This is a genomic window from Streptomyces ruber, from assembly GCF_014648075.1.
GTDB classification, from domain to species: Bacteria; Actinomycetota; Actinomycetes; order Streptomycetales; family Streptomycetaceae; genus Streptomyces; species Streptomyces ruber.
Genome location: NZ_BMQK01000001.1, coordinates 943,028 through 969,955, shown reverse-complemented (window position 1 = coordinate 969,955; position 26,928 = coordinate 943,028). Strand labels below are relative to the sequence as shown.

The following is a 26,928-nucleotide window of genomic DNA, read 5'->3' as shown; positions in this document are numbered from 1 at the left end:
CTACAGCCTCACCCGACATCGAGCCGCAGCAGGTCCTCCTCCGTCTCACGCCGGACGATCACCCGCGCCTCCCCGTCGCCGACCGCGACGACGGGCGGGCGCAGCACGTGGTTGTAGTTGCTGGCCATGGACCGGCAGTACGCACCGGTGGCCGGCACGGCGATCAGGTCACCCGGTGCCAGGTCGGCGGGCAGGAACGCGTCCTTCACCACGATGTCCCCGCTCTCGCAGTGCTTGCCGACGACCCGGACGAGCATCGGCTCGGCGTCGGACGTGCGCGACACCAGGGCGACGCTGTACTCGGCCTCGTACAGCGCGGTCCGGATGTTGTCGGACATGCCCCCGTCCACGGAGACGTACGTCCGCAGTCCGTCCAGCGGCTTGATGGTCCCCACCTCGTACAGGGTGAAGGCGGTGGGTCCCACGATGGCACGCCCGGGCTCGACGGAGATACGGGGCGTGCGGAGCTCGGCGGTCTCGCACTCGCGCGTGACGATCTCGGTGAGCGCCTTGGCGATCTCGTACGGCTCACGCGGGTCGTCCCCGCTCGTGTACGCGATCCCGAGCCCACCGCCGAGGTCGATCTCGGGCAGCTCGACACCGTGCTCGTCACGGATGTCCTTGAGCAGCCCGACGACCCGGTGGGCGGCCACCTCGAACCCCGACATGTCGAAGATCTGCGACCCGATGTGGGAGTGGATCCCGATGAGCTCGAGCCCGTCGAGCTGCAACGCCCGCCGCACGGCCTCGGCGGCCTGCCCGCCGGCCAGCGGAATCCCGAACTTCTGGTCCTCATGCGCGGTGGCGATGAACTCGTGCGTGTGCGCCTCGACGCCGACGGTGACGCGGATCTGCACGCGCTGCCGCACGCCGAGCTCCTGCGCGATGTGCGCGACCCGCACGATCTCCTGGAACGAGTCGAGCACGATCCGCCCGATCCCGGCCTCGACCGCCCGCCGGATCTCGGTGGTGGACTTGTTGTTGCCGTGGAAGGCGATGCGGTCGGCGGGCATGCCGGCGCTCAGCGCGGTGGCGAGCTCACCACCGGAGCAGACGTCGAGGTTGAGCCCTTCCTCGTTCAGCCACCGCACGACGGCCCGCGAGAGGAACGCCTTGCCCGCGTAGAACACATCGGCGTCCGTTCCGAAGGCGGTACGCCAGGCCCGCGCCCGCTCGCGGAAGTCGGTCTCGTCCATGACATAAGCGGGGGTGCCGAACTCCTCGGCGAGCTGCTTGACGTCGACACCGCCGACGGTGACGACTCCGTCGGCGTTACGGCTGACGGTCTGCGCCCACACCTTGGAGTCGAGGGCGTTGAGGTCGGCGGGGGGCGCGGAGTAGTGCCCCTCGGGGAGGACGTCGGCGTGACGGGGCCCGGCGGGGTGCGCGGAACGGCTCATGGTGGTGTGACTCTTCCTGAACTCTCTGGCCTATGGGCACTCGGCCGCGCTTCGTACAGCGCACAGCGGACAGCGGACAGCCGAGGTGCTCTCACAGATGGTCGGGTGCGTCGATACCGAGCAGGGACAGGCCGCCGGCCAGCACCGTCCCGGCGGCTTCGACGAGGGCCAGCCGGGCGCGGTGGGCGGCCGAGGGTTTCTCGTCACCGCGCGGCAGCGCCGTGTGCTGGAGGGCGAGCAGGGCGTCGGCGACGACGACGAGATGCCGCGCGACACGATCGGGGGCGCGGTGCGTGGCGGCGCGGCCGAGGACACGGGGGTACTCGGCGAGGGCGGCGACCAGGTCGTCAGCACTCTGCTGTGCGGGTGCCGCCCCGACACCGGGACCACTGTGGCTATGGCTATCGATGTCGGCCTCGAACCCGAGGGCCGCGGCGTTACGGACGAGCGCCCGAGCCCGGGAGTGGGCGTACCGCACCCGGAACAACGGATTGCTCACACGCTGCACAAGATGATCGGCGGTGATACGGGGCCGGTCATGGGCGGAGGGATGGAGCAGCGCCCAGCGGGCGGCGTCGGCCCCGAGCGGAGCGGGATCCTCGGCCGCCGGAACGGGCCGGAGATTGACGGGCTCCCCGTGCTGAACCTCGACACGCCCACCCTGACCGGCGACGATCCGCACCAGCGCATCGGCGACGACTTCGGCCCGCACCTCGTACGGAATGACCAGCCGCACGACCTGCCCGTCGAGCGCGCGCCCGTACCCGTACCGCTCCCGCTCGGCAAGAACCTGCCGTACGACGGCGCCACCGATGCCCCCGACCCCCTCATCGAGGTGGATGTTGAGGAACCCCGGCCCGGTGATCTCGACGTCGGCGACGCCCTCGGTACGGCTGAGATGGGGCCGGAGAATTCGGGCGACCTGCATCGGCGGCCGACCGGCGGGCTTGGCGAGCTGCAAGGCGATGTTGGTGGCGTAGTCCCCGCACCCCCCGGGCCCGGGCGGCGTCACGACAGCCCGTGCGGGCACGACCACGCTCAGCTCCCCCTCGTCCACAGCACGACGCACCGCGCTGATGACGGTGTGGGAGAGCTCGACGGGGGTCACGTTCCAAGGGTAGGGGAGGCGGGGGGTGGGTAGGCGAACTGGTTTACGGCGTGGTCCGCGATGTGGACGAACACGACCGCGCCCCGCCCCGAACCCACCCCGAAACCTGCCTGCTGCCCTCAGCTGCCGTTCCGCTGGGTGGGGTCGATACCGCTGGCAGAGGCCCCGCTGCCCCCCAGGGAGGTACCGAGGACGGAAGACGAGGACCCGGAGGACGATGCCCCGGAGGACGAGGAACTGACGGACGAGGAACTGACGGAAGAAGCACTGGAGGAAGAGGTACTGGAGGGGTGACTGGCGGCGATCCCCGGCACGGACGCATCCGACGCAGACGCATCCGACAAGGCCGCATCCGCCGCACCGGCCCCACAGACATGGAGACCGACGACGGAAGAACCACTCCCACCCTCGGCCGACGGGGACCCCCCGTCACTCCCACCCTCGTCACCGCCACCGAGAGGACCACCGCCCCCACCGACGACTCCCGTATCGGCCCCACGGACGGCCTCACCGACCGCACCGCCGTCCCGCCGCCGCTGCACCAACTCCCCCACAAGCCGCACCAGTTCAGCAGGCTCGAAGGGCTTGGCGAGGAAGGCATCAACGCCCACACCGAGCCCGACCTCGACCTCGTACTGGCTGCACGCGCTGATGATGGCGAGGGGCAAATCCCTGGTCTGCGGATCACTGCGGAGCCGGGCCGCCGTACGCAGCCCGTCGAGCCGGGGCATGACGACATCGAGGGTGATCACATCAGGTCGAAACTGGTGCACCACATCCAGACACTCGACACCATCGGCCGCGGTCACGACCTCAAGCCCCTCAAGCTCGAGATTGACCCTGATCAGCTGCCGGATGACCTTGTTGTCGTCCACGACAAGGACCCGGCCGGACGCGCCTGGCACAACTCGAGAGTAGGTCGACCGCCACCGCCGCGTCCGGGTTTTCCCCACTTCTCCCCCGTCCGTGAACCCGCCCCCCGGCCACCCATGCCGGCCTCCCGCACGGGCCCCCGGATACCTGTTCATGACCAGCCCTCCGAAGCTGGTAGGGTTCTACCCGTCGCCGCACACACCGCGACGACAACGCCCCCGTAGCTCAGGGGATAGAGCAACGGCCTCCGGAGCCGTGTGCGCAGGTTCGAATCCTGCCGGGGGCACACTGTGCAAGTGTGCCAAGACCTCACCACCAGCAGAGATGCTGAGGGTGAGGTCTTTTGCTGTGTGCAGGCGAACTCCGCCGGAAGCAGCCGTTTGCCAGTGATCACGTTGTAACAGCGTGTTGATCTTGAATGGCTTCCGAGCAGGTCAGGCGCCGTGCAGCGCCCCATGAGCGCAGGTATGGCCGTCGGAAAATCCAGCCGCGCCCAGCGTAGGTGGGATGCAAGATATGGCGGTGGGACATCTCTCCGTCGACGTGCGCGCATCGCTCCGGTTCTTCGCCTTCTACCTGGCTAACGGCACCATCGACATCGACTTGCTCGACGGTATCGACTACCGGCCGGCTCTCTTCGAGTTCGGTTCGGCCCTGGAGCAGGTCTTCGCCATCTACAGCAACGTGCTGGAGGTCGACGCGAACGGCCAGGTACTGAACGACGGCGACGCGCAGTACCGCGCCGCTCAGTGGATCCGTGCCTACTGCGACCCGAGCTACCAGATCGAGCCGCCACTCCAAGCGTGGGAAACCGAGCTCCACGGTCCTTGACGAGTTGATTTCGGCTGCCACGCAGCGCGCTCGTCAGGGGCACGCGAGGACGGCTCACCTGCGCCCGCCTACGGCAAGCCCTCGGTGTCTGGGCAGGCGGAAGCCCCGGAACCTTCCAACGGTCCGGGGCTTCTGTCGATCAGGTTCCGTGCTCGGATTGGTGCGTCGGGCCCCTCCCCCAGCCCTTGGATAATCCGGTCGTTCATCTCCTGCTCCTGTGACCTGTGCCAGTTACGTGCCGGATCGTGCGGAAAACCCACGGGGGACACCGGATACCTGCCCGACAAGCGATCAGGCGCCAGCAACGTTCCCTCCCAGGTCAGCCCAGCAAGTGCCGCAAGACCACCTCAGCTTCCCAAGCTGATGGTGTGGTGCCCAGGCTAGACGGGCCTCAGTAGAGGATGGCCCTCCAGCGCTCGACCCACAGCAGTCGCCCACAGCTCGTATCGCGCACCTGGACTCGGTCGTCCTCCACCTGCCAGACAGTGCCGTAGAGCGTCTTTTCCGGGAGGTCCGCTCTGACGGTGTCGTACACGTCCAGGTCCTCCTCGACCGGACGGGACCACGAATGCCCGCATCGCCCGCAGGCATAGCCGACCGCACCACGCTCCGCGGCGGGTACAAGGCTGCCCGTACGGACCTCCTCGACCAGGCACCGGGGACACGGGTCGGCGGTGTGCGCGCCTACTGATCGGGACATCGGCCGATCCTGCATGACAGCAACGAAGTACAGCAACCCCGACACCCGGCAGTGCCCGACGCCGACGCTCACAGCCCTCACCGCAGCCTGTATGCCCCTCGCTGACCGATCCATCGAGAGCTACGGATCACAAGGTGCGCACGGCAGGCGGCATAGCTGTCGCCAGTAGCCGCGATCACCGGCGGAGGCGAAGCAGTGATTCACCCCGGGCCTGAGCATGAGCCTCGCGAGCGCTGGCATACTCGCCGCGTGACCGTCGCCCAGGAGTTCACCGAGCCGATCGATCCCGCGGAGATACTGAGCATTTTCAGACTGGCCACCGATCAGGTGACGGGTCAGCGTCCCGCAACGCACGAGGCTCCCGTGCCGTTGAATGAGGTGTTCGACGTTTCAACTCGTCAGCGCAGAAGCCTTGTTGGTTCCATATCCTGCCGCACTCGACCTGCCTCACGCCCTGGTCGAGTGGGTAACCATGCTCATCGTCACCCGTGAGGGTGACCGCCGCTGCAAACTCCCGCCGCACCGGCGTGCTCTCGTCGCCCTGGTCTACCTCCGGAGGCACGACACGCTCGCGCAGATCGCCGCGGGCTTCGGCATATCCGCCGGCACCGCCCACGCCTAGGTCACCACCGTCGTGCGGCACCTGGCGGACAAGGCGCCAGGGCTGCTGAAGGTGCTGCGGGAGACGGACCCCGACTACGCGGTCCTGGACGGCATCCTCGCCGAGTGCGACCGGGTCGGCGACGGACAGGCCGACTACTCCTCCAAGTGCAAGCGGCACGGAGTGAACGTGCAGGTCGTCACGGATACCGCCGGGAACATTCTGTGGCTGTCGCCGGCGCTGCCGGGCCGGGCCCACGACCTGACGGCCGCCCGCACCCACAAAATCATCCGGATCTGCGAACGCCAGGGCGTCCCGCTCCTCGCCGACATGGCCTACATCGGAGCCGGAGACCGGGTCACCACCGCGAAGCGCCGCCCGCCCAACGGCGAACCCACCCCCACCGAGCGGACCGTCAACCGGGCACCGTCCGCCGCCCGGGCACCCGTCGAACGCGGAGTCGCCCGCCTGAAGTCCTGGCGGATCTTCCGCAGCGCCCGCTGCAGCCCCAACCTCATGACAGTCATCGCCGAAGCCGTCCTCACCCTGGAGAGGCAACGCTGAAAATGGTTCTGGCCGCAATTCCGTGAATGATCTTGTCGTTGCCGTCACAGGCTCAGCAGCAGGTCCTGGACTGCGGCGGGTTGGGACAGGAACGGGTGGTGGCCGGCGTCGAGTTCGACGACGTTCCCGGCTCGGCGGGCGAACTCGCGCTGCAGGCGCGGCGGGGTGCCCCGGTCCTGGGCGCAGATGAGGTATGTCGAGGGCACCTGCTGCCATGCGGCCGCCTGGACCGGCTGCCCGGTCACCTGCAGGCTCTGCCGGGCGAGGTGGCCCGCCGCCTGCGCCTGGATCTCGGGGTCGCAGTCCTGCAGGAATGTGTCCACGAGCAGCTCGGGGCGGACCGAGAAGGTGCCGGCGTCGGAGTCGATGTCGAGGAACGGGGCGGGGCTGCCGTCCCCGAACTCCGACAGGCTCTGCCCGACCTCGGGCAGGTAGCTGGAGACCAGCACCAGGTGGCGTACCGACCCGACGCCCGCGGCGGCTTCTGCGGTGACAATGCCGCCGTAGCTGTGGGCGACCACAACGGTGGGCTCGTCGCTGTCCAGCAGCGCCTGCCGTACCGCCGCGACGTCTTCGGAAAGCCCCGGGCCGCCGACGCCTCCAGGCAGGCCCGCCTCGCCGCAGCTCGGCAGCGCGGGGGCCACGCTCAGCATCCCTCGTTCCTGCAGCAGCTCGGCGGTGCGGTGCCACCACCACGACCCGTCCCGCACACACGCCCCATGAACGAACACGACCCTCATCGCTGCCTCCAAGTCTGCATTGGCTGCCTTTCGACCAACGGTAGGTGTAGCCGCCGTTACGGCAGGGAGCCAAAGGTCATTCACGGAATCGCGGCCAGAAACCTGAAAATGCTCACTGACCGGGACGCGTTGGGGTGCCTTGGATCATGCCTACGGACCGGCGGACGATGTCCCGAAGATGCTGACTGGGCTTCTCGACGCGGATGAGGGCGTGCGGTCCCGGGCACTGGGCGGCCTGCATCACGTGGTGCACCACCAGAACACTCTCTACACCGCCACGCCCCCGGCTGCCCTGTACGTGGCGGGGATCCTCGGCGAGGCGCGCGCCCTCTGGTCCCTTGAGAAGAACCCGCACAGCTTCCCCGGGCCGATGCGTGCCGAGTTGCTGGGATGGCTTGGCTCCGTCGCGAATGAGGCAGACGACGAAGCCGCAACGACCAGTCGACGTTTCGGCTTCCCGCCGGAGGACTATCCGCCGTTCGTCGAGGTCTGCCGCATTCGACCGCAGCTCTTTCGGGCCACGTCCGTGTTCATGGACGATCCCGACATCCACGTGCGCGAGGCAGCCGTCTCCGCCTGCATCCCCGCTGCTGGACGACCTTCGCCTCCTCCACCACCGAGTCGCCTTGGTCCCTCTCTTGCGGGACGTTTCGGCCGAAAGTGCACTCTGGTAGTACCGCGAGCGGTCCATCGAGGCCCTGACGGCCTGGGGTGAGGACACCACTGGGCTGGAGGTCCGACGAGAGCGGTACGCGTTCTGCGACTCGGCGCACGAGGCTTCGCCCCGGACCGACGCGCTGTGGAGCGGTCGCGACGCCGATCCTCCGTTCTGACAGGCCCTGCCCCACCACACCGCCGACGGAGGACCGTCTCAGTTCCCGTCTCCTTCGGGCCCGTTCACAGGCGTTCGGCCAGGACCGTGCGACAGCAGCGCCTCAGCGAGGGACTTCCCATGAACGCAGGTGAACGCCCCCGCACAAGGCCCACCGCACCTCCAGCACAGTTGGAAAGCGTGTCGGGGGCAACCTCTCACCAGTTCGAATCTCGTGTCCTCCGCCTCGCCCACTAGGGCAGATGAGGGTCCCGACCGCCCAGCGGTCGGGACCCTCATCGTTTCGTGGTTGCACTTTTGGTTGCCGTTCGCACCACGCCGGCACGACATCGGCCACGAGGACCCCCACCGGCCAGATGCCGAACCGGCTGCCAGCGAGATTGGTCGATGTCAGCCGAGCGGGAACGTGTGCCCTCGGCGGCATCTGTCGGACCGGCTGAGTACAGTCCTGCAACGCCGGTCCGGGGCGTCCGCGTCGATTTCGGCCGGCAGCCGACGGATCGTGGATTCCGCGGACCAGGACCGTTCCGGCAACAGCGGGTCAATGACCGTGCCGAGCCGTTGGAGTAGGGCCGGCGGTGCGTCGGTCACCCATTCACCCACCGCGAGCAGGGATTCCGCTCCGGCGAGAACCGCGCAGGCCGTCAGCGCGAGGAGCGTCACGAGCGGATGCCGGACTCCTCACGGATCACACGGGTCCGGGACCTGCGCGAGGCGTCTCAGCGGATCCAGCGGCAGGAACGGGCAGTCCAAGGTCACAGAGCGTAGAGAACTCCATGATCACGGACGTCCGCGCCTATTCTGTATCGGAACCCGCCCAACACGACGAGACGTCAGCAACGGGGCGTCAGCCGACTACGCCGAAGTTCAGACCGAAGAGGGCGCGGTAGTAAGCGGCTTCTGGTTCGCACTCCATTTGAATGTTGCCGGTGGGGGTCTCCGTTGTTGCGTTGTCGGACCATCCGGCGTATTTCCGCTGCGCTCTTCGAGATGCACGACGAACAGATCGCCTTACCTCGCCACCACCCCCCGAAGGCGATATGGGCGATATCTACCGTGAACTCTCTTTTAGTCCCTCCGTGTTATCCAACGCACCGAAATGCAACCCCCAGTTGATCCCCGACACCATGACGAGGGACACTACCTGGCGGATGCGTGTTCCCGGCCCAGTGGCACCCGCTTCGACATCCTCCCGTGCAGGTCACCGACGCCATTTACCCGATGGTTACTAGGCAGTTGACCTAAGGGTTTCGTGGTAGCGTCCTTGTTCGAAGGGGCAGTGCAAACTGAAAGGGAAATCGTGAACACGGAGAAGATCACCGCTCGCCGCCTCTCGATGGAAGAGGTGACGAAGCTCGGCGTGAAGGACAGGCTCTTCGTTTCCGCCGACACGGCAGAACTCAAGCTTCCCGACTGCTATGTCCCTGCTTTTCTGACCAAGTCCGGTGAGGATTTCGAGGGAGGCTCAATCACGGCGAGGACCATATTCCAGGAAGAGGTTTCCTGCCTTCCCGACGACGAGAGTGATGCCGGAATCTACCTGGCCGACGAGAACGGCTCGGCGACCATCGAGGTCCTCCAGTCCGCCGGTGTCGTACTGGACCTGGCGCTTTTCGTCCCTGGTGGGGACAAGGGGGCCCTCACGGCCCTGTACGCCGCGGCCCGGCAGGCGTTCGGCGCCGACGTCGTGCAGATCTGGCGCCAGGGTCTCAAGGAGGTCCCCGACGTGAAGGTCGACATCTTCGAGGAGCAGATTCCCCGGGGGCGCAAGGCGAGCGACAGCCCCAAGCGTGACCGTCGCGCGATCGACACCTACCCCACCCGTGCGGACTTCATCGAGTTCTCCGCGGGGTGGAAGCCGGTCGTTGAGATCCACAGGCCGATTGTTGACGACACCCCGACCATCTGAGGCGGCGTTACCTTCGGGGGAACAGCGGGAAACTAGGTAAGAGCGACCGAGCCCGACGAAGCCGAATCCCAGCCGTCCGCCCAGGTCAGTGCCCGAGCCAGTCGCGCGTGATCTCAGCTTCCCGAGCTGAGGGCCGCCAAAGGGAAGCAAGCGGTGATTCTCACCGAGCGTGCTGGCCTGCCGTTTCGTCCGGGCTGCGGCGCTGGGGCGCCGGTCCCGGCCGAAGCGGCAGGCTCGACAGCCGAGTAGGTGCCGCATGCAGGAGGAGGCCCCGTACGTCGGCCGCCGGGGGACGGTGACGTACGGGGCCGGTTCGGCCGGTAGCGGGAGCACGCTCGAACCGCAGCCAGCCGAGGCCATCGATGGCCTGATCAAGCAGCCGTCGATTGGCCGGCGGCTCTCGGCCTCGCCTCCGGTTCCTCCGCAGACGTCGACAGCTCCGCCGCGAGGCCCGAGACGTCAGTTCGGCCAGCAGCAGGGCCGCTCCGGACAGACGGTGTCGAGGCGTACCAAGCCGTCGCCCGAGACGTCACGTCGGCCGTGAACCCGGTACAGCCGCCCCCTCCACCGGACCCGGAACGGTTCAGTCCTTTACAAGGCACCGGCCCACTATGGGACTTACTGGAGCAAAAGCATCAAAGAGCAAGGGCGACGCCGTTGAGGCATTGAACCTCGATGGGTACGAGCCGGTGCCTGGGGTGCAAGGGCTCATCGACACCTGATGGCGGGGCAAGGGCTCGTTTACCGCCATCCCCCGAGGTGTAGCCATTGGCCTTGCTGCCCCCATTGGCCTTGCTGCACCTTGATGCCGAAGAGCCGACATCTACGGCGAACTCAAGGACTGAGCCTCCGCGGCCACTGTCTCCTTGAACGACCACGCTCTGCGCCCCGGACGCCAGTTGAGCAGTCAGGCGAGGACACGTCAGCCACCGGCCGGCGACGGGCCCGGGTTCGAACGGGCGCCCGCGACCCAGGGAGCCGACTATGGCCGCCATCATGACGCGTCGCAGGAGCCCATCGGGCATGACCGCTCACGTTGCCGAATTGACGCCAGCCGTACCCCCATGCCCGAGCGGAACCCGAAGGCACTGCGCAAGGCGATCGCCCGGCACGCCCCGGAGCCGGTCGCCCCGGTGATACCCGGCTCCCGGTGACAGATCCGACCTCGCACACCTCATGCATCACTCGCACCCGAGATGGACCGGAAGCGCCGCCCTCCTCCGTTCACTTCTTCGGGGGCGGCGGGAACTGGGACAGCATCTGCTGCCATGCCTCACCGACGATCACCCGGTCGCCCCAGGATCCGTCCGCGAAATGGAAGCGGAGGCGGGCCTTGTGCGGCATGCCGCCGGCCCATTCGAGATGCTCGACACCGGTGACCTGCTCCGTCGGAAGGGACCAACCGGTCTCCGAGCCCAACTCGCCGATCCATACGAGGTGGAGACCGGTACGGCCGGACACCAGATAACACTTCACGGGTGTGTGGTGAGCCGCGAGCATCGAGCCGGCGATGCTCTTCCAGCCACCGTGCAGAGCACGCTTCCTGCGACGGAAAGGCGAATGGTCCGCCAGCCATTCGTATACTTCCCCGATGGGGTCGGTCACCCACACGGCAGGAATGACGATGAGATCGAACAGCCGAGCCCAAAGGGGTTTCTTTCGCTTCACGTGCACAAGCACAGCAGGATGCGGCCACCTGCGTCGCGGTGGTGTTTTCGCGCCCTCCGTTCCCCAGGAGATGCCGAACACCACCGGCACATCCACGCCCGCCAGTGCCGCCTCGATGTGGCCACGTACTTCCCGTGCCGCCTGCTCTGCCGAACCGTCCACCACGTTCCTCGCCCCAGCCTCTCAGCCGAAGTCCTTCTCGACCTTTTGCCTGGCCGAGAGCCCGTCGTTCATCCGGTCGTCGAAACTACGGGAGGCGTCCTGCGGCAGGGGGCTCTTCGGCGCGACGCCGGGTGCGCCCTCGGGGCCGTAGGTCTCGTACCCCTCCTTGATCACTGCGCCGGTCTCGACGCCGAGCAACGGGTGCACGATGCCCTTCTTCACCATGCGCTTGGCCGCCAGGTACTCGCCGTAGGCCGACAGATCCGCCCTCGAGCCACCTTCGATGCCGTGAGACTGCTCGAACTTGCCCCGGTACCGTTTCAGCGCATTGATGTGGCTCGTCGGGTCTTTCTTGTCCGTGAACTTCCTCAGCGTGTTCCGCAGCTTCGCCAGCTTGCGCATGGCCTGCATCCGCCGTGCCAGGTCGGACAGCGTGTCGGCCAGTCTCGCCGTGATGCGTACCGCCCTCATGGCCCGTGAGGCGACTCCCGCGGCGGCGATCAGGGGTCCGATCGCGGCGGCCGCGCCTGCCGTGAGGATGGACAGGATCGCGGTCGTCGCGGCCGCCGCCACGAGTGCCTGGACGATCTCCACGATCAGGTCGATCATCAGCTGCTCGGCCTCGGCACACGCCTGGGCAGCGGTCTCCAGCAGCTCGGCGATCTGGTCCATGTCCGAGGCCTCGCCCTCGAGGGCCTCCTCGAACGCGGACATGTCCTTGTGGAAGGCCTCCGCCGCCGCCCCGGACCAGGAGCCGTTCAGCTGCTTCCGCTCGAACTGCAGGTCCTCCACGACGCCGCGCAGGTCCCGGGCCGCTTCGCGGTACTTGCCGGCGACCTCCATGAGGCGCTCGTTGTCGCCGGAGACCTTCTCCAGGTCGTCCTCGAGGCCGAACTGCTTGATGGCAGCGCGGACGACCTCGTCGAGGACGTCCGAGAACGGGCCGGAGATGTTGATGCCGAGCTTGCTGAGGATGTCCATCAGCTGCCGCCGAAGCTGACGTTGATGTCGTCCTCGGTCTGGTCGTACGCCTTCGCCGTGTTCCTCACCGCGTCGACGATGCCCTCCAGGGCGGACGCGGCGTCCTTGAGGTCGTCCAGCGAACCGGTGCGCTGCTTCTCGTAGTCGTCCGCCAGCTCGTCCGACTGCGGCAGCTTGCCGAACGCTCCCGGTGACAGCGCCACCTGATCGATCTTGTTGCGGATCAGCCGGATCCGCTCCACTTCCTTGTCGATGTTTTTCGCATAGGTCCGCAAGGCTTGCGGATCCACATCGAACTGCGCAGACAACGTTGCCCCCTCGTCACTCCGAACAGTGTGACCGTCACGATAACCACAGCCGTGTCGGTGCGGATCATCGGCCGAGATCCTGCTCATGTCGCCGGACGCGGCAGTGTCCCGGCGCCCGGACTCACACAGGCTCCGTACGTCTCTCGTACACGTTGCGTACAACCTTCGTACGGCCGTCCTGGTAGCACCCTGGGAGGTACGCCCTCTCGACGCGTCCGGCCACCTCAACGGCGTCTGGGTGTCCAACGTCGGACGGACCGACCTCACCGACGTCACCGTGACCATCGACGCCTCCGCCCTCGCGGCCGTCTCGGACGAGGTGGACGTGGACTGCGATCCCGACGGGGACCTGGTCGGTGTCTGTGACGGTATCGGCCCGGTCCGGCGGGGCGTGCCCGTCCGGATCGGTGAGGTGCGCGTCGGCCGTCCGAAGATCTCCGCCGTTGACACCTCCCACCCGGTGCGGGTCACGGCCACCGACGGGAACGGCGCGCGCGGCACGCACCGGTTCACCGTCGCCGTGCCGACGGCCAGCGTGGTGTTCGACCGGGCGGCGGGTGCCCGTGAACGCCCCGCTCCCGGCGGGACACTGCGGCTGCCGGGCGGCTTCACCAACTACACCCGCAGCAGCGTCCCGGCGGTCCGGGTCACGCTGGGGCTCTCGCGGGGACTGTCTCTCAGCGAGCGGTTCCGCGACTGCGTCCGGAGGACCGACGAGGACACGCTCGAGACGACCGTGGAGTGCAAGGTGCTGGGTCCATTCGACCCGCTGGCCTCGTACGACCTCGGTCTCGGCGCGGTACGGGCCGACGCCCGGGCGATGTGGGAGCACATCACGTACGACGTGAGGTCCGTACCGCCCGACGAAGTCCTGATCGGGGACAGCCTGGGCGGCGACGGGTCGACCGAGCTGACGGCCGCAGGCCCGCCTCACCCACGCACATACGCGCCGACGCGGACGGCCGGCAGCCGCTGCGCAGCTCCGTCGACGTGGACAACACCGCCGACTTCGCCGTGGGCGGGACCACCCTGCGGGGCGGTCCGGGCGATGTGGTGCGGGCGGAGGTCCCCCTTCGCAACCTCGGGCCAGGGTCCAGGACAGCCACGCGGAAGGAGGCGCTGGGCGACTCCGCCCCTGTGTGGGTCTCCGTGCCACCGGGGGTGACCGTGGTGCACGCCCCGCTCAACTGTTTCGGGTTCGAGACGGACCCGCCCGCCCCGGGTTACGGGGAGGACGTGCTGGGTCGCGGCAAGCCCAAGGGCCGGGCGTACAGCTGCGGGCCGGGCTCGGTCGGTACATGGCCGCCGGGGAGGAGCTCCGGTACGCGTTCGAGTTCCGCATCGAGGCGCCGGAGTTCGGGGACGCGCGAAACGGATCCGTGACCACGATGTACGAGGCAGGAGACCCGCACCCGGAGAACAACACGGCCCGGATCGGGGTGGAGGTGCGGTAGGGGTGTCCCCCTCCGCCCTCTCCACCCCCGGTCACGGCCACGGCCACGGCCACGGCCACGGGCGCATGCCGCCACCGGGCGTCCCCGATCCGTACTCCAACCCGCCTCCGGCCCGTACCCGAACCCGCACCCCGAAGACCCGGAGTTCTCGACGTCGTGCTGTGATGTGCCGCTGACCTGCGATTTGTTCCCGTGGAGGGGCCGACGCGGGGATGTTGATGCCGTGCCGGTCGGCTGCTCGGAGGTTCTCGTCTTCTCGGTCCCCGTCGCTGCCCGGTGTCCGTACGAGGAGGGACCCGTGAGCAGCGGGAAGTCGCGTGGTGGTCAGGTGTCGGACGACGCGAAGGGCGCGTCGGCCGTTTCCGGTGCCGAGGCCGGGACGCGAGGGGGCAGTGAGGGTGCCTGGCAGCCCGAGGGGTGGCGTACCGGGCCCGCCTGGCGGGAGTTGAACGGGCGGTCCGCTCGTCGGCGGCGGGTGGGGGCGTTCGTCGGGATTCCTGTCGCTGTCGCCCTTGCCCTCATCGCCCTCTGTCCCGAGTGGGCGCTGTCCCATCTGCCCGGCGGGCTGGGGGATCGGTTCGGTGAGTCGAGTGAGCCGAGTGAGACGCAGGCCGCGCCCGCCGTACTGCCGGCGGAGTCCGTCGCGCCCACCGCCGCGCCCTCCGCCGAGGCACCCGACACGCCCACCCTCCAGGAGCCCTTCCTCGGGTCGCCGGCCCTGCGGTACGCCGAGGCGGCCGAGGGCATCGTGCTGCCCGAGGCGGAGGCGGTCGGTGCGTTCTCCGAGTCGCAGGTGGCGGAAGTGCTGGAGACGGCCAAGAAATTCCTCGTCGCTTCCAATCCTGCGCCTGCCACCTTGCGGGGTGAGCGTCCTGAGGGCGCCATCGCCCTCGTCGATCCGCTGCAGCCCGACATGCGGTCCGAGATCGAGACCGCGCTGCGCGCGCCCGACGAGGACCACGATCCCACGTGGTTCTTCAGCCGGTTCGATCCCGATGAGGTGCGGGTGGTCGGGGACGTGGTCAAGACCCGTGGGCGGATGACCTTCGCGGAGGGTGAGGAGCCGGGCACCGTCGACGTTCATGCCGACTACACGTTCGTCTACCCGTTGGTGAAGGCGGAGAGTGGTGCGACGGAGATCGCGCGGACCATCGTGCGCCGTTCGCTCGTCATACGCGCCTACGATCCGGCCCAGTACCAGGCCACCCCGGGCAAACTGTCGCTGATCGAGTACTCCGCGGACAGGGGCAACGACGACTGCCGCGTGTCCGACGGGTTCCTGCACCTCTCCTTCGACTCCGACCTCCTCACCGCCCCGCCTGCCACGGGACCGGCCGTCGACCCGTACGACCGCAGCCGCCCGCTCGACGCGCCGGACGAGGACGAGACGACGTGCGGGACGGTCACGCGTACGTGACCGTCGGCGGCCACGTTCGGACATTACAGCTTTTGGAAGCGCATGCGGGTTTATTCCGCACTATGGCCGCATCATGACCGCACCACGGGAACATTGCGCGGAATTCACCGGAATCCGTTACGCCACGGGTTCGGCATTTGAACGCTTGACCTTTCAACATCGGCGGCTCTAACGTTCATGCGACGTCTTTTGAATGGAGCCCCCATGCGTCGCCTAAAGGCTATTGCTCTCGCCGCCGTACCCGCCGCCTTCCTCGGTGTCATGGCTTCCGCACCCAGCGCATCGGCGTGGTCCCCCGGGAACTGTCCGGTGGGCCAGTTCTGCGTCTGGCCCGAGTTCTGGTACGGCGACACCGATATGCCTCCGTCGCTGACCACCGACACCGAATGGTCCGGCAGCGCTCCCGGGCACATCTTCTACAACAACACCTCCCGGGACATGACGATGACGTACGCCATCGCCGCCGACGAGGGGCAGGGGCGCACGTACACGACCTGTGTCAACGCGGTCTCGGGCAGCTACTTCACCATGCCCATGTCCGTCACGAGCGTGACGTACCGCGAGGACGACGGCAGCCCCTGCTACTGATCGGGGTCACCGCACCGGCCGCACCGAGGTGTGCGTGGCAGATTGAACGGGGAACCATTTCCTGAACGGACGGTGGCAGGCGGGTGGGTCTCACGGGGGCCGGCGCCGAGAGGGCTAGGGGTACGGATGAGTCGTTCACCGCAGCGCCGCGTCAGCCCTCGGCTCGCCGGCCCCCGTCTCGTCGCCGCCGGCGAGCTCGTACCCGGTGATCTGCTCGCCCTGTCCGCCCGGGACGTCGCCGCGCGGCGCTGGTACGTCGTGGTGGACTCGTGTGCGCTGCCCGGGCGGTCCGGTCCCGAGCCGTCCGGGCTGCGTCGGGTGACCCTGCGGCCGCCGCTGGGCGGTGCCGAGCGCGAGGAGGTCTTCGACGCGGAGTGGGGTGTGATCGTGGACGGGCGGCGAAGAGCCGTCGCCGACGGCATTCCGCGCGCCGTCTGAGACAGGCACTCGGCCCACGCCCTGGATGTTCGGGACGGCCAGGACACACAGAGGATTCAGGACGCCCGTTTCCTCGCCGTCTTCGCCGCTGTTTTCGCCGGTGTCTTCTCCGCTGTCTTCGCCGCTTTCTTCGCTGTTGCCGCTGTTGCCTTGGTTGCTTTCTTCGCCGCCGGGGTCTTTTTCGTCGCGGTCTTTTTCGCCGTCGCCGTCTTCTTCGCCGTCCGTTTCTTTGTTTCCGGTTCCGACTTCTTCTGGTTCGCACGGGAGGACTTAGCCGAAGCCGGAAGCTGCGTCACCTCGGCCTCCTGCTCGCCCCGCGACTCCCTCGCCGCCCGTACGCTCCGCTCCAGCGCCGCCATCAGGTCCAGGACCTTGCCGCCCTGCTCCGGTGCCGGGGCCGTGGGCGGGGCCTCCCCCGCGGACTTCGCGGCGATGACCTCCTCCAGCGCCTCGCGGTAGTCGTCGTGCAGTTCCGAGAGGTCGATCTCGCCGAGGGTGTCCATCAGGGCGTCGGCCAGGTCGAGTTCCTGGTCGCGGACGGAGACGCCGGCGTCCGGGGAGACCGTGTCGGTCGAGCGGATCTCGTCGGGCCAGAGGAGGCCGTGCATGGCGATGACGTCCTCGACCACGCGCAGCATGCCGAGGCGCTCGCGGCCGCGCAGGGCGAACTTGCAGATCGCCACCCTTCCGCTGCGTTTGAGGGCCTCCCTGAGCAGGGTGTACGGCTTGGCGGCGGGGACGCCGTTGGCGGCGAGGTAGTACGCCCGGTCGATCTGGAGCGGGTCGATGCGGTCGCCCGGGACGAAGGCGACGATCTCGATCGTCCTCGCGGTGGGGATCGGGAGGGCCGACAGGTCCTCGTCCGTGATCGGGATCATCGTGCCGTCGGCGTCCTCGTACGCCTTGCCGATCTCGTCCGACGTGACCTCGCGGTCCTCCAGCTCGCAGACCTTGCGGTACCGGACCCGGCCACCGTCCTCCGTGTGGATCTGGCGGAAGGAGATCGAGTGGCTCTCGGTGGCGTTCACCAGCTTGATCGGGATGCTGACCAGCCCGAAGGAGATGGCTCCGTTCCAGATGGATCGCACGCGGTTCGCCCCTTTCCTGCCCCCTGCCCCGCTGCTCCCCCTTCGTCACGCTTTCGTGGGATTCTTATCCTATGTCGCCTGTCACGGTCGTGGAGGGTCGAAAGGTCTCCCTCAGCAATCTGGAGAAGGTGCTGTATCCCGCGACCGGCTTCACCAAGGGTGAGGTGCTGCACTACTACGCCACCGTCGCCGGGCCCCTGCTGGCCCATCTGCGCGATCGGCCGCTGTCCTTCTTCCGGTATCCGGACGGGCCCGACGGGCAGCACTTCTTCGTCAAGAACGTGCCCGTCGGTACGCCCGACTGGGTGCGGACCGGCGAGGTGCCGCGGTCCGACGGGCCCTCGCGGATGGTGCTGGTGCAGGATCTGGCCAGTCTCATGTGGGCGGCGAATCTCGTCACCGAGTTCCATACGCCCCAGTGGCTCGTCCAGGCCCCCGAGGAGGCCGACCGGCTCGTCGTCGATCTGGATCCCGGACCGCCCGCGACGATCGTGCAGTGCTGCGAGGTCGCCCTGTGGCTGCGGGAGCGGCTGGCGGAGGACGGGATCGAGGCGTACGCCAAGACCTCCGGGTCCAAGGGGCTGCATCTGCTCGCCTCGCTCACGCCCACCCCCTCCGCGCAGGTCACCGCGTACGCGAAGGAGCTGGCCGTCGAGGCTTCGCGGGCCATGCCCGGACTGGTCATCCACCGGATGACCAGGAGCCTGCGGCCCGGGAAGGTCTTCGTCGACTTCAGCCAGAACGCCGCCCGCAAGACCACCGCCGCCGCGTACACGCTCCGCGCCCGCCCGGAGCCCACCGTGTCCGCGCCGGTCACCTGGGAGGAGGTGGAGGAGTGCCGTGGTCCGGACGAGCTCTCCTTCCTCGCCCCGGACATGGGGGCGCGGCTGGAGGCGTACGGGGGTGATCTGCTGGCGCCCCTCTTCGATCCCGGGCGCGCCCGGCCGCTGCCCGCCCCGTGAGAGCGCGGCTCACACCCGCGCCCACGTGTGCCGGTTCCGCGCCATCGCGTGCAGCGCCTCCACGTCCGCCGGCTTCAGGACGCCGCCCGAGCGGGCCAGCCCGCACAGGTCCTCCTCCGGCAGGACGCGCACCTCCCGCAGCGGTGACGCGATGTCCACGGCGGTCGCGCCGACGGGGGCCAGCACCGGGCGGACCTCCGCCGTCAGGGCGTACGCGGCGCGCTCGGCGTCCGACCGGAGGTACCGCAGCAGGGGGCGCGGCTCCCGGCGGCCGACCTTGACCATCGGGTCGGCGATCACAACGCGCTGTTTGCGGGCGTGCAGGGCGCGGACGCAGAAGAGGCCGCCGGGGCCGATCACCAGGTGGTGGATGCGGTCGCCGCCGGGAAGCCCGATCGAGTGCAGGGTGCGCCAGCCGCCGCCCTCCATGCGGTCCAGCGCCTCCCCCACGGCCTGCTCCGCGGCCAGGGAGCGGCGGCGCACGTCGGGGCGCAGCCGGCGGGTCGGTCCCGGGTCGCGGTCGAGGGCGATCAGAAGGGCCTCGCCGGGGCGGTTCGGGGCCAGGTCGTCGTCCGGGGGAAGCGTGAGGCGGGCCAGTTCGGCGGGGGTCGGCACCGGAGGCGGGCCGACGGTGACCGGACCGGCGAGGAACGGGCCGAGCGCGTCCAACACGTCCTCCCTGCGGTCCTCGCTGAGCAGGTTCACCCGGGCGGTCCGCCGGTCGTACCAGGCGACGTTCCTGCCGTCGGTGAGGCAGACGTACAGGCGGTCCTGCCCGTGCCTCCAGGCCGGTATGACGCGCAGTCCGTTCATGCACCATCACCCCTCTGCCCATCACCCCTCGCCCATGGGAACAGGCGGGGTGCTCCAGGGGCAAGGAGCCGGTTACCTTTGGGGGGACTTGGGGGAGGCAGCGTTGCGGACCCGCAGGAAGCAACCCGACGTACCGGCTCCGGACAGCCCGTGGAACGAGATCGTGCCCGGCCTGTGGATGGGTGGACACGAGTTCGCCGGGAGTGCCGGAGAGATCGAGTTCGCCGTCGTGGGCGAGGAGTTCGACGTGGTCCTGACGTTGCTGCGGCTTCCGGGGTACGGGCCGGACGAGGGCGTCGAGCACCATGTGTGGCCCATCCCGGACGGTCCGCTCGACGGGACCCAGATCGCGGGCGTGATGCGGCTCGCGCGGACCGCGCGTGAGGCGCTGGAGCGGCGGCGGCGCGTCCTGGTGCGCTGCTACCACGGGTACAACCGGTCCGGGCTCGTGGTGGCCGAGTCGCTGATCCTCGCGGGCCGCTCCCCCGACGAGGCGATCCGGCTGATCCGCGCCCGCCGCTCGCCCTGGGCGCTGCACAACGAGCTCTTCGTGGAGTACCTGCGGACGGGTCTCGCGACGGCCCGGCTGCTGGAGGAACTCGCGGAGGAGGGGGCGGAGTAGTCCTCCCGGGCGCACTCGTCTCCGGACGGGCAGCCCTCCCGGACGAGCCGCCCTCCCCGGACGGGCGGCCCTCCCGGACGGGCGGCCCTCCCGGACGGGCAGCCCTCCCGGACGGGCAGCCCTCCCGAACGGGCAGCCCTCCCGGACGGGCAGCCCTCCCGGATGGACCAGTGCGGCGGGCGTGGGCCATCTCCCGCTCCTAATGTGGCAGTTAGTGGCATCTGTCACGGTTCATCGTCGTGGTTCACCCCGAAGGAGCCCCCATGGAACTGCGGTCCACCCTCATACGCGCCGGTGTCCTCGCCGCCGCCGCGGCCCTCACCGCCGCCGGCACCGCCGCGGCGGGCGACGACGACGGGTACGGGCCCGACGGGCACCGTCACCGCACCTACGAGGGACGGGTCACCGCCCACGGCGGACTCCTGCTGCGCGACGCGCCGCACCGGGGCAGCGCGGTGCTCCGGGTCGCCGAACGCGGCGAGATCGTCCATATCTTCTGCCGGGCCGAGGGCGAACGGGTGGACGGCGACAAGCACTGGTACCTGCTGACCGACGGCACGTGGGCCTGGGGGTCGGCACAGCACATCGACACCCACGAGCGGCCCCGCCGCTGCTGACCGGCCGCGTGTCCGTCAGCCCGCCTGTCAGCCTCCGCGCCGCCAAGTACACCGCAAAGGTTCGATTGCCGCGACATAACGGGACATGGAGCATCGCGCTTGCTACGTTCCCGGCATGACCAAGGCCGGAACGTCCGTGGCGGCGGACCCGTCCCCTCCGGCGGTACGCTCACCCGGGCGCCGTGGCGTCGAGTTCTCCCTGCTCACGGTCGCCGTCCTGCTCCCCGTGTACGGATACTGCGCCGTCGGTCTGGCGCGCCACGGCACCGTCCCGCCCGGCGCCGCCGGTTACGGTGCCGGGCTCGCCGTACTGGCGCTGCTCGCGCACCTCGCGGTGCGGCTGAGGGCGCCGTACGCCGATCCGCTGCTGCTGCCCATCGCCGTCCTGCTCAACGGTCTCGGCCTGGTGCTGATCTACCGCCTGGACCTGGAGACCCCCCATGACCGGGCGGCCCCGGCCCAGCTCGTGTGGTCGGCGCTGGGCGTGGCGCTGTTCATCACGGTGGTGCTGGTGCTGCGCGACCACCGGATGCTGCAGCGCTGCACGTACGTGTCCATGGCCGCCGCCCTGGTGCTGCTGGCCCTGCCGATCCTCTTCCCCGCCGTGAACGGCGCCCGGATCTGGATCAGGGTCGCCGGGTTCTCCATCCAGCCCGGCGAGTTCGCGAAGGTGCTGCTGGCGCTGTTCTTCGCCGGGTACCTGGCGGGCAACCGGCACGCGCTCACCTACACGGGCCGCCGGCTGTGGGGGCTCAAGCGGTTCGAGCTGCCCACCGGGCGCGTCCTCGGCCCGATCGTCGCCATCTGGGTGCTGAGCGTCGGGGTGCTGGTCCTGGAGCGGGACCTCGGGACCTCGCTGCTGTTCTTCGGGCTGTTCGTGGTGCTGCTGTACGTGGCGACCGGGCGCACCGGCTGGATCGCGGTCGGGCTGCTGCTCGCGGTCGCGGGCGCCGTCGCGGTGGGCCGGCTGGAGCCGCACGTGCACAGCAGGGTGGAGGACTGGCTGCACCCGTTCGCGTCGGTCGAGGCCGGGCGCGGGCCCGGCCAGCTCGCCCAGTCGCTGTTCGCGTTCGCGGCCGGGGGCGCGCTGGGCACCGGACTGGGTCTCGGCCACTCCGTCCTCATCGGCTTCGCGGTGAAGTCGGACTTCATCCTGGCGACGGTGGGCGAGGAACTGGGCCTGGCCGGGTTGACGGCGCTGTTCCTGCTGTACGGGCTGCTGGTGGAGCGCGGCTACCGGACCGGGCTCGCGCTGCGGGACCCGTTCGGGCGGCTGCTCGCCACGGGGCTCGCGTCGATCGTCGCCCTCCAGGTCTTCGTGATCGCGGGCGGGGTGACCGGGCTGATCCCGCTCACCGGGATGGCGATGCCGTTCCTCGCGCAAGGAGGGTCCTCGGTCATTACCAACTGGGTCATCGTGGCCCTGCTGATCCGGATGAGCGACTCGGCCCGGGGCCAGGACATCCGGGGCCGGGCCGCCGTACGGCGCGCTCGGGCCGGTACGGCGGGCAGGGCGAGCGAGGCAGGCAAGGCGGGCAGGGCGAGCAAGGCGGGCAAGGCGGGCAGGCCGTACGGGGTGGGGTCATGACGACGTACATCCGCAGGGCGGCCGCCCTGTGCGCGCTGCTGTTCGTGGCACTGCTGGTCAACGCCGCCCGCGTGCAGATCTACCAGGCCCCGGCGCACGACGCGAACCCGGCCAACCGGCGGCCCACGATCGCCCGTTGGGCCCAGCCGCGCGGGGACATCCTGGTCGCCGGCCGGCCGGTCACCGGCTCCCGGGACACCGGCGAGCAGCTCCGCTACGAGCGGACCTACCGCAACGGCCCGCTGTACGCGCCCGTCACCGGCTTCGCCTCGCAGATGTACGGGTCGACGCTCCTGGAGGACGCGGAGGACCGGGTGCTCGCGGGCACCGAGCCGGCGCTGTCGCTGATGCCGGTCTGGAACGACATGGCACGCTCCCGCACCCCCGGCGGCCGGGTCGTCACGACCGTCGACCCCGCGGCGCAGCTCGCCGCCTACACGGGGCTCGGCTCCCGCAGGGGCGCGGTCGCGGCGCTGGACCCGGCCACCGGGCGCGTCCTCGCGCTGGTCTCGACCCCGTCGTACGACCCCGGGGAGCTGTCCGGGAACGACCGGTCGGCGACCGCGGCGTGGAAGCGGCTGAGCGGGGCCGCGAGCCGGCCGATGCTCAACCGGGCGATCCGCCGGACGTACCCGCCGGGGTCGACGTTCAAGGTGGTGACGGCCGCGGCGGCGCTGGACGCGGGGGTGGTCCGTAACGTGGACGCGCCGACCCGGTCCCCCGACCCGTACACGCTCCCCGGCACGTCGACGGCGCTGGCGAACGAGGTGGAGGGGTGCGCCGACGCCTCGCTGCGCTACGCCTTCGAGTGGTCGTGCAACACGGTGTTCGCGAAGCTCGGCGTGGACGTCGGGGCGGGCCGGATGCGGGAGACGGCGCGCGGCCTGGGCTTCAACGACGCCGGCCTGCGCATCCCCTTCCCCGTCGCGCCGAGCGGCTTCGGCGCGGCGGACGCCCCGATGGACCGGGCGCAGCTCGCGCTCTCCTCGATCGGCCAGTTCGACACCCGTGCCACCCCGCTGCAGATGGCGATGGTCACGGCCGCCGTCGCGAACGGCGGTTCGGTCAGGGCGCCGTACCTGGTGGAGCGGACGACGAGCGCCTCCGGCGCCACGGTGTCGGTCACGGTCCCGCGGGCGCCGCACCCGGCGATGAACCCGGCCACGGCGGCGCGGCTGCGCGAGCTGATGACGGGCGTGGTGGAGCACGGCACCGGCGCGAAGGCGGCCGTGAAGGGCGCGACGGTCGGCGGCAAGACCGGCACCGCCCAGCACGGCGTCGGCAACTCCGGCACGCCGTACGCCTGGTTCATCTCCTGGGCGCGCGCGGAGGGCGCGCCGGCGCCCGCGGTGGCGGTCGCGGTGGTCGTGGAGGACGCGGACGCCGACCGCGGGGACATCAGCGGGGGCGGGGACGCGGCGCCGATCGCCCGGGCGGTGATGGAGGCGGTGCTCAGGGGGTGAGCGGGGGCGGTGGCCGGGGGACCTGGGGCGATGCCCGGGGGGATGACCGGGGACGGTGTCTGGGGGGGATGATCGGGGACGGTACCCGGGGGGATGACCAGGGACGGTGCCCGGGCGGGACGACCAGGGACAGCGCCCGGGCGGGACGACCAAGGACAGCGCCCGGGCGGGACGACCAAGGACAGCGCCCGGGCGGGACGACCAAGGACAGCGCCCGGGCGGGACAACCAAGGACAGCGCCCGGGCGGGACAACCAAGGACAGCGCCCGGGCGGGACAACCAAGGACAGCGCCCGGGCGGGGCAACCAGGGACAGCGCCCGGGCGGGACAACCAGGGACAGCGCCCGGGCAATGCACTGTGAGACGGGCGTGGCGCGTGAGCCGGTGAGGTGTGGCCCGGACCCGGCGCCCGCGGCGCATCGGCCGCCCGTCCGGGGCGGGGCCCGGCTACGCTGCCGGACATGGCCTCGGAGTCTCCCCCACGCGCGTACCGGCGGCTGAGCGTCGAGGAACGGCGCCGCCAACTGCTCGCGGCGGCGCTGGAGCTCTTCGCGCACCGGGCGCCCGAGGAGATCTCGCTGGACGACGTGGCGGAGACCGCCGGCGTGTCCCGGCCGCTGGTGTACCGGTACTTCCCCGGCGGCAAGCAGCAGCTCTACGAGGCCGCCCTGCGGTCCGCCGCCGACGAGCTGGAGCGCTGCTTCGCGGAGCCGCCCGGAGGGCCCTTCACCGAGCGGCTCGGCCGGGTGCTGAACCGCTACCTGGCCTTCGTCGACGAGCACGACACCGGGTTCGGCGCACTGCTGCAGAGCGGCAGCGTCGTCGCGACGTCGCGCACGGGCGCCATCGTGGACGGGGTGCGGCGGGCCGCCGTCGAGCACGTCCTGCGCGGCCTCGGGGTGACCGGGCCCGGGGCACGGCTGCGGATGGCCGTGCGCATGTGGATAAGTTCCGTCGAGGCCGCCTCCCTGATCTGGCTGGACGAGGGCAAGGAGCCGTCGCGGGACGAGCTGCGGGACTGGCTGGTCGAGCAGTTCGTGGCCGGTCTCCTGGCCACCGCGGGACGGGACGGGCAGACCGCCGGCGTGGTGCGCGAGGTGCTGGCGGCGGAGGACTCCGGGGGCTCCGTGGGCGGGCTGCTGCGGCGTGTGCTGCCCCTCGTGGGGGAGGCGGCGCACCTGCGGTGACACCGGAGGCTGTGACACTGGTGGGGTGAAGAGCGAAGACACCCCGTTCGTCGGCGGGCCCCTCGACGGGCGCGTCCTGCCCGTGCTCCTCGGCATCACCGGGCACCCGCCCAAGACGTACCGGGTCCCGGTGCCGGCCGCCGCGGGCGGGGAGCCGGCCGTGCTCGTCTACCGGCGGGTGCCGCGGCCGCAGGCGGGGCGCTTCGCCCTCGCCGCGAGGTGGCAGTACGAGTACGACCCCGACCCCGCGGGCCGCGCCGGCGGGCCCCGGTGGCCCTGGTCCAGGAACCCGGGAGGCGGGAGACCGGAAGGCGCGAAGCCAGGCGACACGCCGGGCGGGCCGGGCGGCACCGCCGACGAGTGATCTCCTTGGTCCGGAGCGGTCACCCCGGGGGCGCACCGGACGGGCCCGTCCCATCCTGCCGGTGCGGGGTACGCGGTGGAGGCGCCATCGCGGGCATCGGAGGTGATGGCGTGTCGGCAGGACGGCCCGGTCGCGGCCTGGTTCTCACGGTGGCGGTCGTGACGGTCCTCGCCGCCGCGCCCGCCGCCCCCGCCTCCGTCGCCCTGCCGGAGCCACGGGAGCGCTCCGCCGCCGGACTGCTGGCCGAGCTGAGGCGGCTGTACCGGGAGACCGAGGCGGCCACCGAGGCGTACAACGCGACCGAGGAGCGGCTGACGGAACAGCGCGCCGAGGTCCGGCGGCTGGACCGGAGGCTCAGCGATGCCCGCCTGTCGCTCCGGGACAGCCGGGGCGCCGTCGGCCGGCTCGCCCGGCAGCAGTACCAGAGCCGTTCCGACCTCTCCCCCTACCTGCGGTTGCTGCTGGCCCGCGATCCGCACCGCGCCCTCGACCAGGCCCATGTCATCAGGCGGGTGTCCCGGGAACGGGCCGGGACCGTACGGCGGCTGGCCGGCAGCGAGCGGCGTGCCGACGCCCTCGCCAGAGCGGCACGGAGGGCCCTGGACGAGCGGCTCTCGCTCACGGCACGGCGCGGGCGGGAACGGGACGTCGTGCGGGAGCGGCTGCGGGGGGTCGAGGAGCTGCTCGCCTCGATCGGCGACGACCAGTTGCGGCGGATCTCCGAGCTGGAGCGGGAGCGGACGGCCGGTGCGCAGCGGCGGCTCCTCGCCTCGGGGGCGCTCGGCGGCGTGCGGCCGCCCACCGAGGACGGCGCGGCGGCGCTCGGGTACGCCGTGGAACAGATCGGCAAGCCGTACGAGTGGGGTGCCGAGGGGCCGGACGCGTACGACTGCTCGGGGCTCACCTCGCGGGCCTGGGCGCGGGCGGGGCGGCCCGTCCCCCGGACCAGCCAGGAGCAGTGGAAGCGGCTGCCCCGGGTGCCGCTCGGCCGGCTGCGGCCCGGCGACCTCGTCGTCTACTTCCCCCGGGCCACTCATGTGGCCGTCTACCTCGGTGCCGGGCTGGTCGTCCACGCGCCGCGCCCCGGGGCGGCGGTGAAGGTGTCGCCGATCGCGGCCAACCCGGTGCTGGGCGCGGTACGCCCCGACCCGGAGGGCAGACCCCTCACCCGGTACACACCCGTGCGCCTTCCCGAGGGGGCGTCGGCCGGGGCGGACGAGGGGTACGGCTCCGCGGTGGCGCCGGGGGGCGGACCGGGGGCGGGAGCGGACCGGTGACGCGATGCGGCCGGTGACGGGGGCGGCCCGCCGTCCGCGCCCCGGTCCGCCGACGACGGCGGGCGGGGCACCCGATGGTGCCCCGCCCGCCGAGATGCCGGAGGGTCAGTCCTGGACGAAGGACCCGAAGATGACACCGCCGCCCGGGGTCAGGACCCCGTTGCCGTTGCCTGATCCCCAGCCCGAGTCGTGGACTTCCTTGTTGATGCCGACGCGGGTGTCGTGGTTACCCTCGTCCCCGCCACCACCGGCATGGGCCGAGGCGGAACCCGCCAGGGCCAGGCCCGCTGTGGCGCAGCCGACGAGAACCGAACGCATGAGGGAACGCATACCAACCTCCTGTGGGCGCTGCATGACAAGCGTGGGCGTCCGG

The 26,928-nt window shown here is 70.4% G+C and carries 27 protein-coding genes, 1 tRNA gene and 2 pseudogenes; 18 read left to right on the top strand and 12 right to left on the bottom strand.

Going from position 1 to position 26,928, the window contains the following annotated elements; genetic code table 11:
* Positions 1-8 precede the first annotated feature (8 nt).
* The 3 genes and pseudogenes from lysA to IEZ04_RS04470 form a co-directional block, all read right to left on the bottom strand.
* Complete coding sequence (gene lysA / locus IEZ04_RS04480) at positions 9-1,400, bottom strand: diaminopimelate decarboxylase (protein ID WP_189215244.1); 1,392 nt, start codon at positions 1,398-1,400, stop codon at positions 9-11.
* Between the two features lie 91 nt (positions 1,401-1,491).
* Positions 1,492-2,508 (bottom strand): ArgS-related anticodon-binding protein NrtL, encoded by a 1,017-nt coding sequence (gene nrtL, locus IEZ04_RS04475; RefSeq protein ID WP_189215243.1) that lies wholly within the window; start codon positions 2,506-2,508, stop codon positions 1,492-1,494.
* Positions 2,509-3,002: 494 nt separating this feature from the next.
* A pseudogene (locus IEZ04_RS04470) lies at positions 3,003-3,461 on the bottom strand (response regulator); the annotation flags it as partial.
* A 134-nt stretch (positions 3,462-3,595) separates the two neighbouring features.
* Between IEZ04_RS04470 and IEZ04_RS04465 the strand changes: the two are divergent.
* Positions 3,596-3,667, top strand: a tRNA-Arg gene (locus tag IEZ04_RS04465).
* A 230-nt stretch (positions 3,668-3,897) separates the two neighbouring features.
* Positions 3,898-4,212 (top strand): DUF7677 family protein, encoded by a 315-nt coding sequence (locus tag IEZ04_RS04460; RefSeq protein ID WP_189215413.1) that lies wholly within the window; start codon positions 3,898-3,900, stop codon positions 4,210-4,212.
* Positions 4,213-4,603: 391 nt separating this feature from the next.
* Here the strand turns inward: IEZ04_RS04460 and IEZ04_RS34595 are convergent, their stop codons facing one another.
* The gene (locus IEZ04_RS34595) at positions 4,604-4,747 is read right to left on the bottom strand and encodes a hypothetical protein (protein ID WP_229820820.1); all 144 of its coding nucleotides are present in this window, start codon (positions 4,745-4,747) and stop codon (positions 4,604-4,606) included.
* 33 nt (positions 4,748-4,780) lie between these two features.
* On the opposite strand from IEZ04_RS34595, the gene IEZ04_RS35560 reads away from it, so the two are divergent.
* On the top strand, positions 4,781-4,903 hold the full coding sequence (locus tag IEZ04_RS35560) for a hypothetical protein (protein ID WP_268245653.1): 123 nt from the start codon (positions 4,781-4,783) through the stop codon (positions 4,901-4,903).
* A 424-nt stretch (positions 4,904-5,327) separates the two neighbouring features.
* Positions 5,328-6,077 (top strand): annotated as a pseudogene (locus IEZ04_RS04450) (transposase).
* A 44-nt stretch (positions 6,078-6,121) separates the two neighbouring features.
* Here IEZ04_RS04450 and IEZ04_RS04445 read toward each other — a convergent pair.
* Complete coding sequence (locus tag IEZ04_RS04445) at positions 6,122-6,817, bottom strand: alpha/beta fold hydrolase (RefSeq protein WP_189215242.1); 696 nt, start codon at positions 6,815-6,817, stop codon at positions 6,122-6,124.
* A gap of 1,222 nt (positions 6,818-8,039) precedes the next feature.
* Positions 8,040-8,312 carry a transposase family protein gene (locus IEZ04_RS34590; protein ID WP_229820819.1) on the bottom strand — a complete coding sequence of 91 codons (273 nt, stop codon included), beginning with the start codon at positions 8,310-8,312 and terminating at the stop codon, positions 8,040-8,042.
* Positions 8,313-8,949: 637 nt separating this feature from the next.
* Between IEZ04_RS34590 and IEZ04_RS04435 the strand changes: the two genes are divergently transcribed.
* Complete coding sequence (locus tag IEZ04_RS04435) at positions 8,950-9,558, top strand: hypothetical protein (protein ID WP_189215241.1); 609 nt, start codon at positions 8,950-8,952, stop codon at positions 9,556-9,558.
* 1,224 nt (positions 9,559-10,782) lie between these two features.
* Here the strand turns inward: IEZ04_RS04435 and IEZ04_RS04430 are convergent.
* The 3 genes from IEZ04_RS04430 to IEZ04_RS04420 are packed head-to-tail and all read right to left on the bottom strand — an operon-like array spanning position 10,783 to position 12,764.
* Positions 10,783-11,388: a hypothetical protein gene (locus tag IEZ04_RS04430; RefSeq protein WP_189215240.1), complete on the bottom strand. Its 606-nt coding sequence runs from the start codon at positions 11,386-11,388 to the stop codon at positions 10,783-10,785.
* A gap of 21 nt (positions 11,389-11,409) precedes the next feature.
* Positions 11,410-12,369, bottom strand: coding sequence for a WXG100 family type VII secretion target (locus IEZ04_RS04425; RefSeq protein WP_189215239.1), 960 nt, complete (start codon positions 12,367-12,369; stop codon positions 11,410-11,412).
* Positions 12,369-12,764: a WXG100 family type VII secretion target gene (locus tag IEZ04_RS04420; RefSeq protein WP_506004852.1), complete on the bottom strand. Its 396-nt coding sequence runs from the start codon at positions 12,762-12,764 to the stop codon at positions 12,369-12,371. Before IEZ04_RS04420 ends, IEZ04_RS04425 begins: the two co-directional genes overlap by 1 nt.
* A 151-nt stretch (positions 12,765-12,915) precedes the next feature.
* On the opposite strand from IEZ04_RS04420, the gene IEZ04_RS04415 reads away from it, so the two are divergent.
* The 5 genes from IEZ04_RS04415 (at position 12,916) to IEZ04_RS04395 (ending at position 16,574) form a co-directional block, all read left to right on the top strand.
* Positions 12,916-13,842: a hypothetical protein gene (locus tag IEZ04_RS04415; protein ID WP_189215237.1), complete on the top strand. Its 927-nt coding sequence runs from the start codon at positions 12,916-12,918 to the stop codon at positions 13,840-13,842.
* A 133-nt stretch (positions 13,843-13,975) separates the two neighbouring features.
* Positions 13,976-14,131 carry a hypothetical protein gene (locus IEZ04_RS04410; protein ID WP_189215236.1) on the top strand — a complete coding sequence of 52 codons (156 nt, stop codon included), beginning with the start codon at positions 13,976-13,978 and terminating at the stop codon, positions 14,129-14,131.
* Positions 14,132-14,429: 298 nt separating this feature from the next.
* On the top strand, positions 14,430-15,548 hold the full coding sequence (locus tag IEZ04_RS04405; RefSeq protein ID WP_189215235.1) for a hypothetical protein: 1,119 nt from the start codon (positions 14,430-14,432) through the stop codon (positions 15,546-15,548).
* 204 nt (positions 15,549-15,752) lie between these two features.
* The gene (locus IEZ04_RS04400) at positions 15,753-16,136 is read left to right on the top strand and encodes a hypothetical protein (RefSeq protein ID WP_189215234.1); all 384 of its coding nucleotides are present in this window, start codon (positions 15,753-15,755) and stop codon (positions 16,134-16,136) included.
* Between the two features lie 126 nt (positions 16,137-16,262).
* The gene (locus tag IEZ04_RS04395) at positions 16,263-16,574 is read left to right on the top strand and encodes a hypothetical protein (RefSeq protein WP_189215233.1); all 312 of its coding nucleotides are present in this window, start codon (positions 16,263-16,265) and stop codon (positions 16,572-16,574) included.
* 56 nt (positions 16,575-16,630) lie between these two features.
* On the opposite strand, the gene ku is transcribed toward IEZ04_RS04395, so the two are convergent.
* Positions 16,631-17,662 (bottom strand): non-homologous end joining protein Ku, encoded by a 1,032-nt coding sequence (gene ku / locus IEZ04_RS04390; protein ID WP_189215232.1) that lies wholly within the window; start codon positions 17,660-17,662, stop codon positions 16,631-16,633.
* 71 nt (positions 17,663-17,733) lie between these two features.
* Between ku and ligD the strand changes: the two genes are divergently transcribed.
* Positions 17,734-18,624, top strand: coding sequence for a non-homologous end-joining DNA ligase (ligD, locus tag IEZ04_RS04385; protein WP_189215231.1), 891 nt, complete (start codon positions 17,734-17,736; stop codon positions 18,622-18,624).
* Between the two features lie 9 nt (positions 18,625-18,633).
* Here the strand turns inward: ligD and IEZ04_RS04380 are convergent, their stop codons facing one another.
* A complete protein-coding gene (locus IEZ04_RS04380) occupies positions 18,634-19,437 on the bottom strand; it encodes a nuclease-related domain-containing protein (RefSeq protein WP_189215230.1) in 804 nt (267 codons plus the stop codon).
* A 103-nt stretch (positions 19,438-19,540) separates the two neighbouring features.
* On the opposite strand from IEZ04_RS04380, the gene IEZ04_RS04375 reads away from it, so the two are divergent.
* The 7 genes from IEZ04_RS04375 to IEZ04_RS04345 all read left to right on the top strand — a co-directional run bounded on the left by IEZ04_RS04375 (position 19,541) and on the right by IEZ04_RS04345 (position 26,555).
* Positions 19,541-20,059 carry a protein-tyrosine phosphatase family protein gene (locus tag IEZ04_RS04375; RefSeq protein ID WP_229820818.1) on the top strand — a complete coding sequence of 173 codons (519 nt, stop codon included), beginning with the start codon at positions 19,541-19,543 and terminating at the stop codon, positions 20,057-20,059.
* Between the two features lie 263 nt (positions 20,060-20,322).
* Complete coding sequence (locus IEZ04_RS04370) at positions 20,323-20,676, top strand: SH3 domain-containing protein (RefSeq protein ID WP_189215228.1); 354 nt, start codon at positions 20,323-20,325, stop codon at positions 20,674-20,676.
* 115 nt (positions 20,677-20,791) lie between these two features.
* Positions 20,792-22,264, top strand: a complete 1,473-nt coding sequence (locus tag IEZ04_RS04365; protein WP_189215227.1) for an FtsW/RodA/SpoVE family cell cycle protein — start codon at positions 20,792-20,794, stop codon at positions 22,262-22,264.
* A complete protein-coding gene (locus tag IEZ04_RS04360) occupies positions 22,261-23,727 on the top strand; it encodes a penicillin-binding transpeptidase domain-containing protein (RefSeq protein ID WP_189215226.1) in 1,467 nt (488 codons plus the stop codon). The genes IEZ04_RS04365 and IEZ04_RS04360 overlap by 4 nt, the downstream gene beginning before the upstream one ends.
* Positions 23,728-24,188: 461 nt before the next feature.
* The gene (locus tag IEZ04_RS04355; RefSeq protein WP_189215225.1) at positions 24,189-24,914 is read left to right on the top strand and encodes a TetR/AcrR family transcriptional regulator; all 726 of its coding nucleotides are present in this window, start codon (positions 24,189-24,191) and stop codon (positions 24,912-24,914) included.
* Positions 24,915-24,939: 25 nt separating this feature from the next.
* On the top strand, positions 24,940-25,278 hold the full coding sequence (locus IEZ04_RS04350) for a DUF8847 domain-containing protein (RefSeq protein WP_189215224.1): 339 nt from the start codon (positions 24,940-24,942) through the stop codon (positions 25,276-25,278).
* Between the two features lie 158 nt (positions 25,279-25,436).
* A complete protein-coding gene (locus IEZ04_RS04345) occupies positions 25,437-26,555 on the top strand; it encodes a C40 family peptidase (RefSeq protein ID WP_229820817.1) in 1,119 nt (372 codons plus the stop codon).
* A 105-nt stretch (positions 26,556-26,660) separates the two neighbouring features.
* Here the strand turns inward: IEZ04_RS04345 and IEZ04_RS04340 are convergent, their stop codons facing one another.
* A complete protein-coding gene (locus IEZ04_RS04340) occupies positions 26,661-26,885 on the bottom strand; it encodes a hypothetical protein (RefSeq protein ID WP_189215223.1) in 225 nt (74 codons plus the stop codon).
* Positions 26,886-26,928: the final 43 nt, after the last annotated feature.

What these genes read in the sequence shown, in the direction of transcription:
- IEZ04_RS04425 (WP_189215239.1), bottom strand. Translation starts at nt 12,369, where the DNA reads ATGGACATCCTCAGCAAGCTCGGCATCAACATCTCCGGCCCGTTCTCG.
- IEZ04_RS04420 (WP_506004852.1), bottom strand. Translation starts at nt 12,764, where the DNA reads ATGAGCAGGATCTCGGCCGATGATCCGCACCGACACGGCTGTGGTTAT.
- IEZ04_RS04380 (WP_189215230.1), bottom strand. Translation starts at nt 19,437, where the DNA reads ATGAACGGACTGCGCGTCATACCGGCCTGGAGGCACGGGCAGGACCGC.
- IEZ04_RS04445 (WP_189215242.1), bottom strand. Translation starts at nt 6,817, where the DNA reads ATGAGGGTCGTGTTCGTTCATGGGGCGTGTGTGCGGGACGGGTCGTGG.
- IEZ04_RS04355 (WP_189215225.1), top strand. Translation starts at nt 24,189, where the DNA reads ATGGCCTCGGAGTCTCCCCCACGCGCGTACCGGCGGCTGAGCGTCGAG.
- IEZ04_RS04395 (WP_189215233.1), top strand. Translation starts at nt 16,263, where the DNA reads ATGAGTCGTTCACCGCAGCGCCGCGTCAGCCCTCGGCTCGCCGGCCCC.
- ligD (WP_189215231.1), top strand. Translation starts at nt 17,734, where the DNA reads ATGTCGCCTGTCACGGTCGTGGAGGGTCGAAAGGTCTCCCTCAGCAAT.
- IEZ04_RS04340 (WP_189215223.1), bottom strand. Translation starts at nt 26,885, where the DNA reads ATGCGTTCCCTCATGCGTTCGGTTCTCGTCGGCTGCGCCACAGCGGGC.
- lysA (WP_189215244.1), bottom strand. Translation starts at nt 1,400, where the DNA reads ATGAGCCGTTCCGCGCACCCCGCCGGGCCCCGTCACGCCGACGTCCTC.
- IEZ04_RS04410 (WP_189215236.1), top strand. Translation starts at nt 13,976, where the DNA reads ATGGCCGCCGGGGAGGAGCTCCGGTACGCGTTCGAGTTCCGCATCGAG.
- IEZ04_RS04370 (WP_189215228.1), top strand. Translation starts at nt 20,323, where the DNA reads ATGGAACTGCGGTCCACCCTCATACGCGCCGGTGTCCTCGCCGCCGCC.
- IEZ04_RS04365 (WP_189215227.1), top strand. Translation starts at nt 20,792, where the DNA reads ATGACCAAGGCCGGAACGTCCGTGGCGGCGGACCCGTCCCCTCCGGCG.
- IEZ04_RS04400 (WP_189215234.1), top strand. Translation starts at nt 15,753, where the DNA reads ATGCGTCGCCTAAAGGCTATTGCTCTCGCCGCCGTACCCGCCGCCTTC.
- IEZ04_RS04460 (WP_189215413.1), top strand. Translation starts at nt 3,898, where the DNA reads ATGGCGGTGGGACATCTCTCCGTCGACGTGCGCGCATCGCTCCGGTTC.
- IEZ04_RS04360 (WP_189215226.1), top strand. Translation starts at nt 22,261, where the DNA reads ATGACGACGTACATCCGCAGGGCGGCCGCCCTGTGCGCGCTGCTGTTC.
- IEZ04_RS35560 (WP_268245653.1), top strand. Translation starts at nt 4,781, where the DNA reads ATGCCCGCATCGCCCGCAGGCATAGCCGACCGCACCACGCTCCGCGGC.